This window comes from Parvimonas sp. M20, assembly GCF_035282425.1.
GTDB lineage: Bacteria > Bacillota > Clostridia > Tissierellales > Peptoniphilaceae > Parvimonas.
Genome location: NZ_JAYKBQ010000025.1, coordinates 1 through 15,177, shown reverse-complemented (window position 1 = coordinate 15,177; position 15,177 = coordinate 1). Strand labels below are relative to the sequence as shown.

Sequence of the window (15,177 nt, the reverse complement as noted above, 5' to 3'; positions counted from 1 at the left end):
AAAAGAGCAATAGATAAAAAATTTGCACATTTAAGTAAAGAGAAAAGATTTTATATATTTAATAGAATTATAGGAGAATTACATTATAACGGACTTGAGTGGAATGAGACTTCAGGAAATTTAGGAAATTACTTCTATAAGGAAGAGGTAATATCAAATATATTTGAAGATACAAGATATAGAAAAATACCTTACTCTTTAGAGGAGATATATAAAGAACTAGGATTAAGTAAAAAAGAATACTCACAGTTAATATATGAATTGGAAAATCAACATAGATTTTCAGGTGAAAAGGCAATTGATGGAAATAAAATGTTAGATGATCAAAAAAATGGAAAAAGTGATAAATTTAAGAAAGAATTTGCTGAATATAAGAAGGTATATGGAGAACATTTAACAGAAGATGATTTTATTAAGAAGTGGAATAGAGATAAAGAAGCATATTATGGGACTGGAGATTGTACTCATCAAGCGATAACAATGTCGGCAGTACAGAATAAAGGCATATTTAGACTAGCAAATGGAATGGGACTATTGTATAAGCCATTAAAATTTCATAAATATACAACTGAACTTGCTGGATGGAGAGGAGATGTTACTAATCAAGCTTTTAAAGATCCATCAATGAATAGAGATGACTATAAAGCAGATTTAGATGCAGAAAATATTTTATATTTATACAATAAAGATAAAAGTAGAGATTATATGGAAGTATATAATGAATACTATAAAGGAATACGAGAAGGGACAATAAATAGAGCAAAAATGTTTAAGGAAATAGTGGGATTAGAATATGTTAGAAATGAAGTAAGAATTATATTAATAAAAAAATTTCCTTTATTTTATGTTAAAGATGACGAGAGTTTAAAAAAGTATAATCCAGTAGCATATAATTTTATAAAGAACTTGGAAAATGATAATAATGAATTTATAGAATATGTAAAAACAGGAGAAAAGAAATGAAAAGCAAGGCAAAAATAACATTAGCAATAGTAGCAACAATATTAATATCACTAATAGTAATATTTGTAATATATAAAGAAAAAAATCCAAAAGAAAAAAATATCTTTGATGAAATGTATTATGGAGAGAAAAAAGTATATAAGAGAGGCGCTAATACACCCTTTAGAAACATACCCGGAATACATCAATGGAATAGGAATGATTTTATTGTTAATCCATCTGTCAAAGAATTGAGTTATAGAAATAATACAGTAGAAGAAAGATATGAAAAGAAATATAAAACAAAAAAAATAGGAGAATGGGAAATTGATTTCGCATTTCATTATGATAAAAATGAAAGTAAAGCTGTGGATATAAACTTTAGCAATGAGTATCAACAAATTAATATGGATATAATTAATAAGTATGACAAAGATAAAAAAATAATAAAAGAAAAAATTGTGCTAACAGATACTACATTAAAATCAGAAGGACGTATAATTACTGAAATTCCAAAGATAAAAGAATATCTAGAAAAAAATAATATATCCATAAAAGATTTAAAAGAAACAGCAGACGAATTACTATATGAAAAAGTAATAGGAGATTGGGAAAAATATGCAAACTCAAGATTTTCAAAAGACAATTTAGGGAATGTAAAAATAGAAAGAAGTCCATTATTTGACGGAGTGGATTAGGGAAAGATTAAGTTAAAACTGTTGGACTTTATAAAAAATATATAAAGTATGTAGAAACAGGAGATAGAAAATGAAAAGTAAGGCAAAAATAACATTAGCAATAGTAATAACAATACTTATATCATTAGTTTTAATATTTGTAATATATAAAGAAAAAAATCCAAAAGAAACTAATATTTTTGATGAAATGTATTATGGATAGAAAAAGGTATATAAGAGGGGTGCTAATACACCCTTTAGAAACATACCCGGAATACAACAATGGAATAGGAATGATTTTATGGTTAATCCTTCTGTCAAAGAATTGAGTTATAGGAATAATATTGTATATGAAAGATATGAAGAGAATTATAAAACAAAAAAATTAGGAGAATGGGATATAGGATTTAAATTTATTTATGATAAAAAATAGATATAAGCTTTTATAATAAGATACTTGAAAAGAAAATAACATTTTCTATACATTACAAGTATGATGTAGAAACTAAGATAGTTACAGAAAATGTTGATTTTTTTGATAATACAAAAAAATGCCAGAAGCAAGAATTGAAGAAATCTCAAAGATAAAAGAATATCTAGAAAAAAAATAATATATCCATAAAAGACTTGAAAGAAACAGCAGACGAGTTACTATTTGAAAAAGTAATAGGAGATTGGGAGAAATATGCAAACTCAAGATATTCAAAGGATAATTTAGGGACAGTAAAAATAGAAAGAAGTCCATTATTTGATGGAGTGGATTAGGTAAAATGAAATATACGGGGTGAAAAAGAAAACTAAATTTTTATTGAAAATTGCTTGACTATTTTATTTGTATATGATAAAATATTCGGGTAATATGATGAATGAAGTAGAGTACTCGCTCTCACCTTGTTACTATTTTGTTTCAGGTTTATGTTAATAATTTAAGTTTTGTAATTATTATGGCGGGTGTTTACTCGCCGTTTTTTTATGGAGGTGTTATTATAAAAGAGCTTTTAATTAATGAAGAGATTAGAGCAAAAGATGTTAGGTTAATTGATGCAGAAGGTAATCAAATTGGAGTGGTTCCAATTTCAAGAGCATTGGAAATGGCAAATGAAAAAAAGTTGGATCTTGTAAATATTTCTCCTAATGCTAATCCGCCTGTTTGCAAAATTTTAGATTATGGAAAATATAGATATGATTCTTTAAAGAAAGAAAAGGAATCAAGAAAAAAACAAAAAGTTATAAATGTTAAAGAAATTAGACTTACTCCAAGTATTGATAAACACGATATAGAAGTTAAGGCAAAACATGCAAATAATTTCTTAAAAGGTGGAGATAAGGTAAAAGTTTCTGTAAGATTTAGAGGTAGAGAATTAGGACATACTGATATTGGTAAGGTCGTTTTAAATCAATTTAAAGAACTCACTGAAGAGTTTGGAAATGTAGAAAAAGATTCCGTAATGGAAGGTAGAAATATGACAATGTTTTTATCACCAAAACAAGATTAATAGGAGGTTTTAGGTATGGCTAAAATGAAAACACATAGAGCGTCAGCTAAGAGATTTAAAAGAACTGGTACTGGAAAAATTAAGAGATTTAAGGCATATAAGAGCCATTTAACAAGTAAGAAATCACCAAAGAGAATTAGAAATTTAAGAAAATCAACAGTTATCAGCAGTGGAGATCAAAAAAGAATCAATAATATGATTCCTTAATTATGGAGGTAAAGAGTAATGGCAAGAATAAAACGTAGCTTAAATGCAAGAAAAAAACATAGAAAAGTACTAAAACAAGCTAAAGGATATTATGGCGCAAAGTCAAAATTATTCAAAGTTGCTAATCAAGCAATCATGAAATCAATGACTTACGCATTCATAGGAAGAAAGAGAAAGAAAAGAGATTTTAGAAGCTTATGGATTGCAAGAATTAATGCCGGAACAAGACAATATGGTTTAAGTTATAGCAAATTTATGTATGGGCTTAAGAAAAATAATATAAATATGAATAGAAAAATGCTTTCTGAAATGGCTATAAATGATCCAGAAGGATTCAAAAAATTAGTTGAATTAGTAAGATAGAGAAAATGTCCCTTCATAATTGAAGGGCTTTTTTTTGGAGGTTATTTTGAAAAATTTTATAAAGCAGGTAAAGGATAAACTTGAAACAAATCCGCCAGCAGTTTTGACCTTAGGTTTTTTTCTAATTATAACTGTTGGATCAATTTTGCTGTTTTTACCTTTTTCATCTAAAAATTTGAATTTTACAAATTTTTTGGACTGTGTATTTATATCAACTTCATCTGTTTGTGTAACTGGTCTTTCAACTATAAATATCACTAATGAATTTAATATATTTGGGAAAACCATCATAATGTTGTTAATTCAAGCAGGCGGATTAGGTTTTATGACAATGGCTACTATGGTAGCTATGATTTTAGGTGAAAAGATAACTTTAAAAGATAGACTTGTAATTCAAGAACAAATGGGATCTACAAAACTTAGTGGAATGGTTAAACTAATAAGATATGTAATTTTTTCAACCTTTTTAATTGAAGGTTTGGGAGCAGTTTTGCTTTCTTTTACATTCGTTCCTAAGTATGGATTAAAGGGAATTTTTTATTCTGTTTTTCATTCTATATCGGCTTTTTGTAATGCCGGCTTTGACATTTTAGGTGAAAATAGTTTAGAGAGTTTTAATACAAATTTGTATTTACTTTATGTGATTTCATTTTTAATAATTTTGGGTGGGCTTGGTTTTCATGTTTATATTGATTTAAGTAATTTTAAATTCAATTTTAGAAAATATTCCTTGCATACTAAGATTGTTTTAGTAATGACTTTAGGTTTACTTATATTTGGGACGATTGCATTTTTTATCTTAGAGTATTCTAATGCAAAAACTTTGAAAAATTTAAACTTTTTTGAAAAAATAACAAATTCCTTTTTTCAGTCGGTAACTACCAGAACAGCGGGGTTTGCATCTATAAATCAAACTGGTTTTACTGAATCATCAACGATTTTGACCATTTTTTTGATGTTTATAGGAGGTTCGCCTGCAAGTACTGCTGGAGGAATAAAGACTACTACAATATTTTTATTAATTGTAACAACTATTTCTTTTATTCAAAATAATAATGAGATAGAGGTTTTTAAAAGGAGAATTTCTTTTTCATTAGTAAAAAGAGCAATAGGAATCTTCGTTATATCTTTATTATTGGTTAATACAGTAGTTTTTGTATTGACATTAATAGAAGATGTCAGTTTTATAAACTTGCTTTTTGAAACAATTTCAGCTTTTGCAACTGTAGGTCTTAGCAAAGATTTAACTCCGCATTTGAAAGATATTACAAAAGTGTTTATAATTATATTGATGTTTATTGGAAGAGTTGGACCACTTACAATTATTTTTTCTTTCTATAATAAAGTTAATAGAAAGAAATTTAAGTATTCAAACGGAAATGTTATTATTGGATAGGAGATATTATGAAACAAATTGTTGTTATAGGTTGTGGAAGATTCGGAATGAATTTAGCCATTACCTTAGAAAAACTTGGAAATGAAGTAATGGTTATAGATAAAGATGAAGATAATATAAATTCTATCGCAAATAAGGTTACTCATGCTATAATTTGTGATGTTAGAGTTGAGGGAAGTTTGAAGGAATTAGGTCTTGCAAATTTTGACATTTGTGTTGTTGCAATAGGATCTGATTACAAGACTTCTATTATCGCAACTGTTGAAGCCAAAGAACTTGGTATTCCGAAGATTATTGCTAAGGCGACTGACAGTGTTCAAGCAATGGTACTTAGAAAAATAGGTGCAGATAGAGTTATAATTCCTGAAAGAGATATGGGAATAAGAGTTGCAAATAATATTAGTAATTCAAATATTTTGGACTCTATAAATTTATCTGATGAATATTCTCTTGTTGAAATATCGCCAATTAAAGATTGGATTGGAAAATCAATAAAGGAATCTGAAATTAGAAATAGACATCATGTAAATATTGTTGCTATTAAGAATAGGGATGGACTAGAGATAAATGTAGGAGCTGACTATGTGATAAAGGATAGTGATATTCTACTTGTTGCTGGCAGAAATGACTGGATTGGTAAGCTGGTATAATATGAAATTTAAAATAATAGCTAGTAAAGATAATAAGAAGTATAAATTATTTAAAAGTCTTTATTTTAAAAAAAAAAGAGATAAATATAAACTATTTTTATTGGAAGGTAAAAAACTTTTGTTAGAAGCCTTAAATGAAAATCTTGATATTGAAAACATAATTTGTACTGAACATTTTGCTGAAAATTTCAATTTTAAAGAAAAATATTTAGATAAGGTTATAATTTTATCTGAAAAATTATTTAAAAATTTAACTGAACTTACAAGCTCCGAAGGAGTCATAACTATTGTAAATTATATTGAGGATAAAAAAATTTCTTCCGAAAATATAATTTGTCTTGAGAATGTAAGTGATCCCGGAAATTTTGGAACAATAATCAGAACTGCAAATGCTTTTGGAATAAAGGATATATTGACTATAAATTGCGTGGATAAATACAATTCTAAAGTTCTAAGAGCAACTATGGGTGCGATGTTTAGAACAAATATTTTAGATTGTAAAATTGATAAAATAAAAGAGTTACAAAGTGATGGATATAGATTAATTTCTACGACATTAAGTGAAAATTCAAAATTTTTGGAAGAATTTAATTTTTATGGAAAAAATATTATTGTTATGGGAAATGAAGCAAATGGGGTTTCAGCTGAAATGCTAAAAATTTCAAATGAACATTTAAAAATAGATATGGATAATTCAATGGAATCTTTAAATGTTTCAATAGCAACTGCAATAATAATGTATAAAATATTTAAAAAATAAGAACCCTACCCATCCACGATGCTTTGCATCGGGAGGGTGCCCAGGAACCTTGTTGTTTCACAATAAAAGGAAGTGTTTTTTGAGCACTTCCTTTTTGTATTATACTATATTTCCATTTTGGATAATTTTAAAATTATTTTAATCTTGCCAATGCACCAAATGGATCCCATGGTTCAAGTTCTACAGTTTTTTCATCAAGAGCTTTTAACCATTTTTCATCAATGTATTTTTTGTCAACCATTACTTCATAGTTATATTCATCAAACCATTCATCAGTCATTGAAAAAATACCTTTATCTCCAACTGCGTCTCCCCAAGAGTTTTCAACTTGCCATTCTAATGGTTTTCCATTTTCATCAAGATTTACTCCTGTAAATACCATTGCATGAGTTAATACACTTTCGTGATAATCAAGTCTTTCAGCTTTTGTAAAGTTTTCTAAAGTAGGGAATATGTCATCATACAAGAACATATCTAAGTCCATAATTCCTTTTTGTCTTTCCAAGAACTTAATTACGTCACAACCAAACCATACAGGTTCTCCGGCTTTAATTGCCTTTATAGCGCTTTCCTTCAATACTTCTATAGGAACATTTAAGTATTTTATTTTGTCGGCTTCTTTAACTGTTCCTAAGAATTTTACAGTATAAACTTTTCCATAAGGTTTGTCATCAGTTGGAGCATTGATTAAACTTATTTTATCTTTTAAATTCCAACCAACATATTTATCGAAAAATTCTTTAGGAGTAATATTTGATATTCTGTGGAATTTTTCATCCTTATCTCTGTATTCATAGGTAAAAGTTTCAGGAACTTCTCCCAAACATTTAGTTAAAATATTGTAAACTGTATAAAGAGTTTCATTTTTTAAATCTTCAATTTCTTTTAATGATTTGCCGGCTTTATGAAGACTTCTCATATCACAAGCAGCTTTTCTAAGATATTTAGTCAGTATTGCTTCCATATCTCTTGTGTTTGAAGAGTGGAATGTTTCCGGCATAATTCCTTTAGGAACAACACCATATTTTTCTAAAAGACCTCTAAACATATCCCATTGGCCACCATCTTGTACAGGTGCAGTCAAAAGATGAGAAACAACTCTTGAATCTGTTTTTTCATCTAATGTTTCAATTATACTTTCCAAGAAGAAGTTTGCTTTTTCAAGTTTATCCCAAAATAGAGTATATGTTTGAGAGTATTCCATAGTTTTTAAGTTTAATTTTTCCATAGTGGAAACTCTTGCAACATTTAATGCAGAGAACATCCAACATCTACCACTTGATTTTTGGTTTGTTATTTCACCCTTTTTTGTAACATCAGAAAATTGAAAATTATGTCTTTTATAGACTTCATGATTTGTAGAAGCTTCGTGTAACCCCACTTTTGAAACACTCGCAGCTACAACCTTGTTTGTTTTACAAGAATTAAATCTTTCTTTAAATGACTTAAGAATTTCATTTGTTAATGCCATTTGTATCACTCTCCTTAAAAAATTTTTTTGTGAGAAATCTCACAGATACATTGTAACATAAAATTACAAAAAATAAAAGATAATAAATATCAAAAATAGTAAAAAAATTAAAAATTTTTTATTATGAAGTATTGATAAAAAAGATAAGAGAATATATGAATTTGTGGAAGATTAAAATAATTACAGATAATTTAAAAGGAATGTTTCCTGATAATTCTAGGTTACGTTCCTTTAAATAGATTATTTATTCATCTTTAGAAAATCTAATCTTGAGTATTTAGTTGTTATTTTAAAACTTCTTTTAACTTCTCAAGAATATATTCATCAATAGGTTTACCATCAATTAACGCTTTTTCTCCATCTGGTAACATAATTCTAAAGAAGTTGATAATTAAATTTCCATCAACTATATAGTAATCATCCAAATGTAGAGGAGCAATATATACTTTTAAAATTTCTTTATTATTATTTGGAAATTCTTTGTTTAATTCATCAATAAGATGATTTACATTAAGAACTTTTATAGGTTTTGCCATAAGTTTAGGAAGTTCAAGATCTTCCATCATCCACATATTGTTATTCCAAAATCTTTTTTCTTCTTTAGTAGCTGTAGAAAGTAATTCTCTATTTTGGATAGCAGATAAAACTCTTCTTACTGATTCTTCATTAAAATCTTTAGTCTTTATAGCTTGTAGCGGATATTGTTTAGCTACGTCAACGAAAAAGCTTTCAGCAACTTTTTCTCTTTCAGCTAATGCAGTCCATAAATATAACATGGATTCGATAGTTTCTAAGTTTAATTCAATTTGTTTAATCATATAAGCCTCCAATAAATTTTTAAAATTTACAATAAATATGTAAAAAATCTATTTCTATATTTTACATTAAAAAAATTTATGATTAAGATAAAATATAGTATAAAATAATTGTAAACTTTTTTTATAAAAAAATCAATACTTCTGCAATTTAGTTATTGTAAATTTTAAAAAGTTTTGTTATACTTGTACGGTAGATTATAGGAGGGGATAATATGAATTATAATACACTAAGAAAAGTTATTATTACAACATTCGCATCTATTGTAGTATCTGCAGGGGTTTATTTCTTTATGGTTCCATATAACTTAACAATTGGAGGAACTGCAGGTCTTTCAATAGCATTAGCAAAATTTATTCCTGGTATACCTGTTGGGGTATTTCAACTTGGAATAAATATTATTTTATTTATTTTAGCATTTTTACTTGTAGGGGCAGAGTTTGGTGGACTTAGTATATATGCTACTATTGTATTGTCTATTTCACTTATTGCTTTTGAAAAAATATTTCCAAATATTCAACCATTAGTTGATACTCCATTTATGAGTATGATTATAGGAGTTGGAGTTACTGCAGTTGGTATAGCTTTGTCATTAAATCAAAATGCTTCAACAGGTGGAACAGACATTGTAGGGAAGATTTTGAATAAATATATTCATGTAGATTTAAGTGTAGGAGTTTTTATTGCAGATTTTTCTGTTGTAGTTATGGGTTATGCGGCTTACGGAATCAATGCTGCAATGTATGCACTAGTTGGGATTTTATTTAATGCTGTGGTTATAGATAAAGTTCTTACTGGATATAAGACTAGAATTAAAGTTTATATCAATTCTAGAAAATGGGAAAATATTAATGAATACATTCTTAATGAATTAGTTAGAGGAAGTACATTGTATGAAGTAAAGGGCGGTTTCAATAAGAGTGAAAGAGTTATGATAGAAACAATCCTAACAAGACCGGAGTACATAAAGCTTATGAATTTTATAAGAGAATTTGATAACAATGCGTTTGTAAATGTTGCAACAGTTAGCGAAGTTTCCGGAGAAGGATTTAGTTATCTTACAGAAGAAAATAAGAAAGTGTTAAAAGAAAAAAATAAAACTAGAAAAATGTAATGTAAAAACTGTTATGGAGATTATTTTCATAACAGTTTTTTTATAAAAAATGTTGTAAATATTGATTTTAAGATATAAATATGTTAGAATTATTTTGTTAATACTTACGTTGAACGATAAAAAATAATATAAAAATTTTAGAGAGTAGTTGTTTGGTGCAAAATTACATTTTTGTATTATGGGGAAATCGGGAGTAAATTTTTTAGAGAGATGTTTTTTAACATAATTAGGGTGGAACCACGGTCATATCGTCCCTTGCGATATGGCCTTTTTGTTTATTTAAATTTAGGAGGATTATTATGAAATCAGAAAAGAGTATGGAAAAAGTTGTTTCTTTATGTAAAAATAGGGGAATAATTTATCCAGGGTCAGAAATTTACGGTGGACTTGCAAACACTTGGGATTATGGTCCTTTAGGTGTTGAGTTTAAAAATAATGTAAAAAAAGCTTGGTGGAAAAAATTTGTTCAACAATCCAAATACAATGTTGGTCTTGACAGTGCAATTTTGATGAATCCAGAAGTTTGGGTTGCATCAGGCCATGTTGGAAGTTTTAGTGATCCTTTAGTTGATTGTAAAGAATGTAAATCACGTTTTAGAGCTGATAAACTCATTGAAGATTTTTATTTTGAAAACAATCTTGGAGATATAAATGTTGATGGCTGGGAAAATGAAAAAGTCGAAGAGTTAATGAAAGAAAAAAATATTTGTTGTCCAAATTGTAAAAAACAAAATTTTACAGGAATAAGAAGATTCAATCTTATGTTTAAAACTTTTCAAGGTGTAACTGAGGATAGCAAATCTGAAATTTATTTAAGACCAGAAACTGCACAAGGTATTTTTGTTAATTTCAAAAATATTGCTAGAACTTCAAGAAAGAAAGTTCCTTTTGGTATTGCTCAAGTAGGAAAATCTTTTAGAAATGAAATTACTCCTGGTAATTTTACTTTTAGAACTCGTGAGTTTGAACAAATGGAATTGGAATTTTTCTGTAAGCCCGGAGAAGATTTAGAATGGTATGAATATTGGAAAAACTATTCTTTTAATTGGTTATTGTCTTTGGGAATGAGTGAAGAAATTTTGAGACTTAGAGACCACGAAAAAGAAGAATTGAGTTTTTACAGTAAAGCCACTTGTGATATAGAATTTTTATTCCCATTTGGTTGGGGAGAACTTTGGGGAATTGCAGATAGAACAGATTATGACTTATCAAGACATATTGAAGTTTCTGGAGAAGATTTAAGATATATTGACCCAGTTACAAATGAAAAATATATTCCATATTGTATTGAACCTTCACTTGGAGCTGATAGAGTTGCTCTTGCTTTTCTATGTAATGCCTATGATGAGGAAGAAATAGGAGAAGGAGATGTTAGAACTGTTTTAAGACTTCATCCTGCTTTAGCTCCATTTAAGGCTGCAATTTTACCACTTACTAAAAAATTGTCAGAAAAATCTGATGAAATTTATGATGAACTTTCAAAATATTTTATGATAGATACAGATGTTTCAGGAAGTATTGGAAAGAGATATAGAAGACAAGACGAAGTTGGAACTCCATTCTGTATAACTGTCGATTTTGATACTTTGGAAGATGCTTGTGTAACGGTTAGATTTAGAGATACTATGGAACAAGAGAGAATAAAAATCTCAGAACTAAAAGATTTTATTGAAAAGTCTTTAGAATTTTAGGAGGTATTATGGTTAAGAAAAAAGTTGTTTTTGGATCAAGTATGTGTCCTGATTGTATTGTTATGAAAAAGGCACTAGATGAAAGAGAAATTAAGTATTTGTATTTAGATATTACTGAAAATTTAGCAAATCTTAAAAAATTTTTAAAATTTAGAGAAAATCCTGCATTTGATTTTGCTAAGAAAAATGGCTCAATAGGAATTCCTGCAATGGTGATAAATGATGGAGAAAAAATAATTTTCAGCATAGAAGAATTCGATGAATATAATAAATAGGAGGCAATTATGTTAGAAAATTTAAAACCTGAAAGAGTTTTTTATTATTTTGAAGAGCTTACTAAGATTCCAAGAGAATCTGGAAATGAACAAGCTGTAAGTGATTATTTATACAGTGTTGGAAAGTCTTTAGGATTAGAAACTATTCAAGATGAAAGCAATAATATTGTTATAAGAAAACCTGCATATAAAGGTTATGAAAATCATGAACCTGTTGTTATCCAAGGACATATGGATATGGTTGCAGAAAAGGCTGACGGAGTTGAACATGATTTTTTAGTTGATCCTATTCCAGTTATTGTTGATGGAGATTGGGTTAAAACTAAGGGTACAACTCTTGGAGCAGATGATGGTATAGCTGTTGCAATGGGACTTGCTATTTTAGAAGATAAAGAAGCTAAGCACCCTGCACTTGAACTACTTGTAACTACTGACGAAGAAAGAACTATGGCTGGTGCAAGAGCTGTAAAGAGAGAGATTTTAAATGGAAGAAAACTTTTAAATATTGATGCAGAAGAAGAAGGAACACTTTTATCCGGTTGTTCAGGTGGACACAATGTTATGGGTACTTTGAAAGTTAAGTTTGAAGAAAATGATAAGAAAAATACTTTTGTTTTATCTGTAAATAATATGCTTGGTGGACATTCTGGGATGGAAATTCATCAACAAAGAGGAAATTCCTTAAAATTTGCTCTTAGAGCAATGGATATGGTAAAAGAAATTGCTGATTACAGATTGGTTAGTGTCGAAGGTGGTACTAAACATAATGCAATTCCTAGAGATGCAAAAGTTATTTTTACTAGTGATGCTGAAGAACTTAATATTGATTTTTCTAAAATAATCACTGAATATCCACTTGATAAAGATATGAGAGTTTCTATAGAAAAAGTTGAAAATATAAAAGAAGTTTTATGTCATGGTTGTCAAGAAAAAATTGAAAATGTAATTAGAAATATTCCTCATGGAGTGTATTCAATGATGGAAGAATATCCATCAATCGTTGAATGTTCTGACAATTTTGCCATGATTAAATTTGAAGGAAATTTTGTTAAATTTACACTTTCACTTAGAAGTTCAAATCCTAAAACTTTTGAAGAATATACAAATATAGTTAAAAAAGTTTATGAAGAAAATGGAGTAGAATATACTTTAGAAGATTATTATAAGCCTTGGGAGTTTGCAAAAGTTTCAAAATTAAGAGATACTGCATTACAAGTTTATAAAAATTTAACAGGGAAAGAAATGAAAGTTGAAGTTGTTCATGCCGCATTAGAACCAGCAGTTTTTGTTGATACATTCCCTGATATGGAAATGATATCAATAGGACCAACAATGAAAGATGTTCATAGCCCTGTTGAAAGATTGAATATTCCTTCAACACAAAGAACTTTTGAATTTGTAAAAGAATTATTAGAAAATTTATAAAAAATAAAGATAGAATATATAAAAAATCGCAAGAATTTTTCTTGCGATTTTTTTATGTACTACTCACCAAACACTTTGTGAAAGGTGAGGAATTGTTTTAATTTGAATTATTTTCGTTTAAGACTTCAAGAAGTAAATCTAAATTTAGTCCATGAACCATAGTAGCTTCTTCAAGAGTCTCCATTTGACTTGCAGGACAACCAACACAAGAAAGTCCAAAATTAAACAGAATTTCAACTGCATCCGGATGAATTTGGATAATATCTCCTATTAGCATATCTTTTGTTATTTCCATAACTGCACCTCCTAGATATCTTATACCCATATAATACAGGTAATTGAGAAAAAAATCAAGATTTTTAAATAATGAAAAGTATATTTAAGGAGTAAATAAATCTCACAATCCTATTAAAGTCTCTATTTAAAGTCAATAATCTATTTTACTAATAAAAGGTATTTTTTATTTGTTTGATAAAATTTCATTATTTAAAATAAATTTAGTTGACAAATAATTAAATAAGCAATACAATGTAGATGGATAAGATTTTGATTTATATAATTTGTATAACAGAATACTAAATATGGAGATGGAAAGCGTGGTGAACTGTCTAATGGAGACACTGTTGTTGTAAGGAGAGGCAGTTCAAAGGAAAATAATCCAACTTTAGAAATACAACATATTAGTGGGAAACGTACAAAAATAAGATATAAGTAATAAAATAAATTGTTTAGTATTATTATATACATTTTTAGGGGTTATTCTTATGAATGAAATTGAACTTAGCAATAATATAAAATGTTCTCTTGAAAGAGGAATGGGTATTTGGGAAACTTGGAATCCTAAAAATTATTACTATTTATATGATGACTATTTTGGAAGTTACGAGGAAGATTCAAGATTCGAATTAAATGATAATGGATTAAGATTTTATTTAGTGAATGACAAAAGAGGATATAGAATAACATTAACATTTGATTTGAATAATATTTTTAAAATCATAGGAACAGATGAATCATATAGATGGGTTTCATACCGAATTGGCATTGATACCATTGAAAACCAACTAAAAGAAACAAAGATATTTAAAGCATCCAAATCATACTTTCAAAATTACTACTATGAAAATTTTAAAGATGAGCTAAAGGATAAGATTTTAAATTATTTTATAACTGGTTGTAGTAATTATATTTTTGAGACTTTCTGTGTTGAAGAACCGAAGATTAGTTTTGATACATTTAAAGTAGAAAAAAAGGATGAAGTCATTGAAGAAACAATTAAATATGACTATTTTGATGATGAAGTTAAAGAGTATATAGGTAAACTATATAATTATGATGAAATAATATTGCCATTTGATAATTATATATTAGAGAGTTTTAATCTTAAAAGGGATTATTATGTATTTGTACTTTATGGTGAAAATACTAATAAAAGATATAAAATTACTTTTTATTATAATAATGTACGTTCTGTTATGATAAACAGAAGAAAATATTTTAAAGGAAAATATGTTGAATGTGAAATGACTGACGAGGGTATTAGAATTTTCTATGAGATAGAAGATTCGGAATTTTTTGAATGGTATAAACAAGAAGAATTTTGGGGTTGTGGAGCTGATGATTTAAGGCATATAAGATTTAATGGTTGTGATAATTTTATAATAGATTTTATTTTTGATTGTTGTGAAATAGGTGTAATGGAAATTTAACTTAGAGATGTTTCGGCATCTCTTTTTATTGTGAAACAACAAGATTCCTAGAAATCCACTCGATGCAAAGTATCATGGAAGGGTGGGTTTCTTATTTAAAAAGATATTATGTACATTTGTAAATGATGTGAGACCAAAAATTATAAAAAAATATAACCTGTATATTAGAATTAAAGGAGAATTAA

General features: G+C 27.7%; 19 protein-coding genes. 16 read left to right on the top strand and 3 right to left on the bottom strand.

Features of this window, described 5'->3' with window-relative positions:
- The 11 genes from VJI93_RS07975 to VJI93_RS07925 form a co-directional block, all read left to right on the top strand.
- A partial coding sequence (locus VJI93_RS07975) for a hypothetical protein (RefSeq protein WP_324000360.1) occupies positions 1-963 on the top strand: 963 nt, incomplete at its 5' end.
- Entirely contained in the window at positions 960-1,640 is a 681-nt protein-coding gene (locus VJI93_RS07970; RefSeq protein ID WP_324000361.1) for a TipC family immunity protein, read from the top strand. The genes VJI93_RS07975 and VJI93_RS07970, both read left to right, overlap by 4 nt.
- A gap of 70 nt (positions 1,641-1,710) precedes the next feature.
- The gene (locus tag VJI93_RS07965) at positions 1,711-1,842 is read left to right on the top strand and encodes a hypothetical protein (RefSeq protein ID WP_324000362.1); all 132 of its coding nucleotides are present in this window, start codon (positions 1,711-1,713) and stop codon (positions 1,840-1,842) included.
- Positions 1,843-1,920: 78 nt separating this feature from the next.
- Positions 1,921-2,052 (top strand): hypothetical protein, encoded by a 132-nt coding sequence (locus VJI93_RS07960; RefSeq protein ID WP_324000363.1) that lies wholly within the window; start codon positions 1,921-1,923, stop codon positions 2,050-2,052.
- 194 nt (positions 2,053-2,246) lie between these two features.
- Positions 2,247-2,384: a TipC family immunity protein gene (locus VJI93_RS07955; RefSeq protein ID WP_324000364.1), complete on the top strand. Its 138-nt coding sequence runs from the start codon at positions 2,247-2,249 to the stop codon at positions 2,382-2,384.
- Positions 2,385-2,563: 179 nt separating this feature from the next.
- Positions 2,564-3,115, top strand: coding sequence for a translation initiation factor IF-3 (gene infC, locus VJI93_RS07950; RefSeq protein WP_324000365.1), 552 nt, complete (start codon positions 2,564-2,566; stop codon positions 3,113-3,115).
- Between the two features lie 15 nt (positions 3,116-3,130).
- Positions 3,131-3,322, top strand: coding sequence for a 50S ribosomal protein L35 (rpmI, locus tag VJI93_RS07945; RefSeq protein WP_324000366.1), 192 nt, complete (start codon positions 3,131-3,133; stop codon positions 3,320-3,322).
- An 18-nt stretch (positions 3,323-3,340) separates the two neighbouring features.
- Positions 3,341-3,685, top strand: coding sequence for a 50S ribosomal protein L20 (gene rplT, locus VJI93_RS07940; protein WP_004832268.1), 345 nt, complete (start codon positions 3,341-3,343; stop codon positions 3,683-3,685).
- A gap of 46 nt (positions 3,686-3,731) precedes the next feature.
- A complete protein-coding gene (locus tag VJI93_RS07935) occupies positions 3,732-5,081 on the top strand; it encodes a TrkH family potassium uptake protein (protein ID WP_324000367.1) in 1,350 nt (449 codons plus the stop codon).
- An 8-nt stretch (positions 5,082-5,089) separates the two neighbouring features.
- Positions 5,090-5,731: a potassium channel family protein gene (locus VJI93_RS07930; protein ID WP_324000368.1), complete on the top strand. Its 642-nt coding sequence runs from the start codon at positions 5,090-5,092 to the stop codon at positions 5,729-5,731.
- Between the two features lies 1 nt (position 5,732).
- Entirely contained in the window at positions 5,733-6,491 is a 759-nt protein-coding gene (locus tag VJI93_RS07925; RefSeq protein ID WP_324000369.1) for a TrmH family RNA methyltransferase, read from the top strand.
- A 133-nt stretch (positions 6,492-6,624) separates the two neighbouring features.
- Here the strand turns inward: VJI93_RS07925 and VJI93_RS07920 are convergent, their stop codons facing one another.
- Together VJI93_RS07920 and VJI93_RS07915 are read right to left on the bottom strand one after the other, a co-directional pair.
- Entirely contained in the window at positions 6,625-7,962 is a 1,338-nt protein-coding gene (locus VJI93_RS07920) for an aminopeptidase C (protein ID WP_324000370.1), read from the bottom strand.
- Between the two features lie 284 nt (positions 7,963-8,246).
- Positions 8,247-8,780: a TDE2712 family protein gene (locus tag VJI93_RS07915; RefSeq protein ID WP_324000371.1), complete on the bottom strand. Its 534-nt coding sequence runs from the start codon at positions 8,778-8,780 to the stop codon at positions 8,247-8,249.
- Between the two features lie 212 nt (positions 8,781-8,992).
- Here VJI93_RS07915 and VJI93_RS07910 point away from each other — a divergent pair, with 212 nt between their 5' ends.
- The 4 genes from VJI93_RS07910 (at position 8,993) to pepD (ending at position 13,283) form a co-directional block, all read left to right on the top strand.
- Positions 8,993-9,892: a YitT family protein gene (locus VJI93_RS07910; RefSeq protein ID WP_324000372.1), complete on the top strand. Its 900-nt coding sequence runs from the start codon at positions 8,993-8,995 to the stop codon at positions 9,890-9,892.
- Between the two features lie 299 nt (positions 9,893-10,191).
- Positions 10,192-11,583, top strand: coding sequence for a glycine--tRNA ligase (locus tag VJI93_RS07905; RefSeq protein WP_324000373.1), 1,392 nt, complete (start codon positions 10,192-10,194; stop codon positions 11,581-11,583).
- 8 nt (positions 11,584-11,591) lie between these two features.
- Positions 11,592-11,858 carry a glutaredoxin domain-containing protein gene (locus VJI93_RS07900; RefSeq protein WP_324000374.1) on the top strand — a complete coding sequence of 89 codons (267 nt, stop codon included), beginning with the start codon at positions 11,592-11,594 and terminating at the stop codon, positions 11,856-11,858.
- A gap of 9 nt (positions 11,859-11,867) precedes the next feature.
- Positions 11,868-13,283: a beta-Ala-His dipeptidase gene (gene pepD / locus VJI93_RS07895; protein WP_324000375.1), complete on the top strand. Its 1,416-nt coding sequence runs from the start codon at positions 11,868-11,870 to the stop codon at positions 13,281-13,283.
- 97 nt (positions 13,284-13,380) lie between these two features.
- Here pepD and VJI93_RS07890 read toward each other — a convergent pair whose 3' ends face one another.
- Positions 13,381-13,578 carry a DUF1858 domain-containing protein gene (locus VJI93_RS07890; RefSeq protein WP_324000376.1) on the bottom strand — a complete coding sequence of 66 codons (198 nt, stop codon included), beginning with the start codon at positions 13,576-13,578 and terminating at the stop codon, positions 13,381-13,383.
- Between the two features lie 469 nt (positions 13,579-14,047).
- Here VJI93_RS07890 and VJI93_RS07885 point away from each other — a divergent pair, with 469 nt between their 5' ends.
- Entirely contained in the window at positions 14,048-14,992 is a 945-nt protein-coding gene (locus VJI93_RS07885; RefSeq protein ID WP_324000378.1) for a hypothetical protein, read from the top strand.
- Positions 14,993-15,177: the final 185 nt, after the last annotated feature.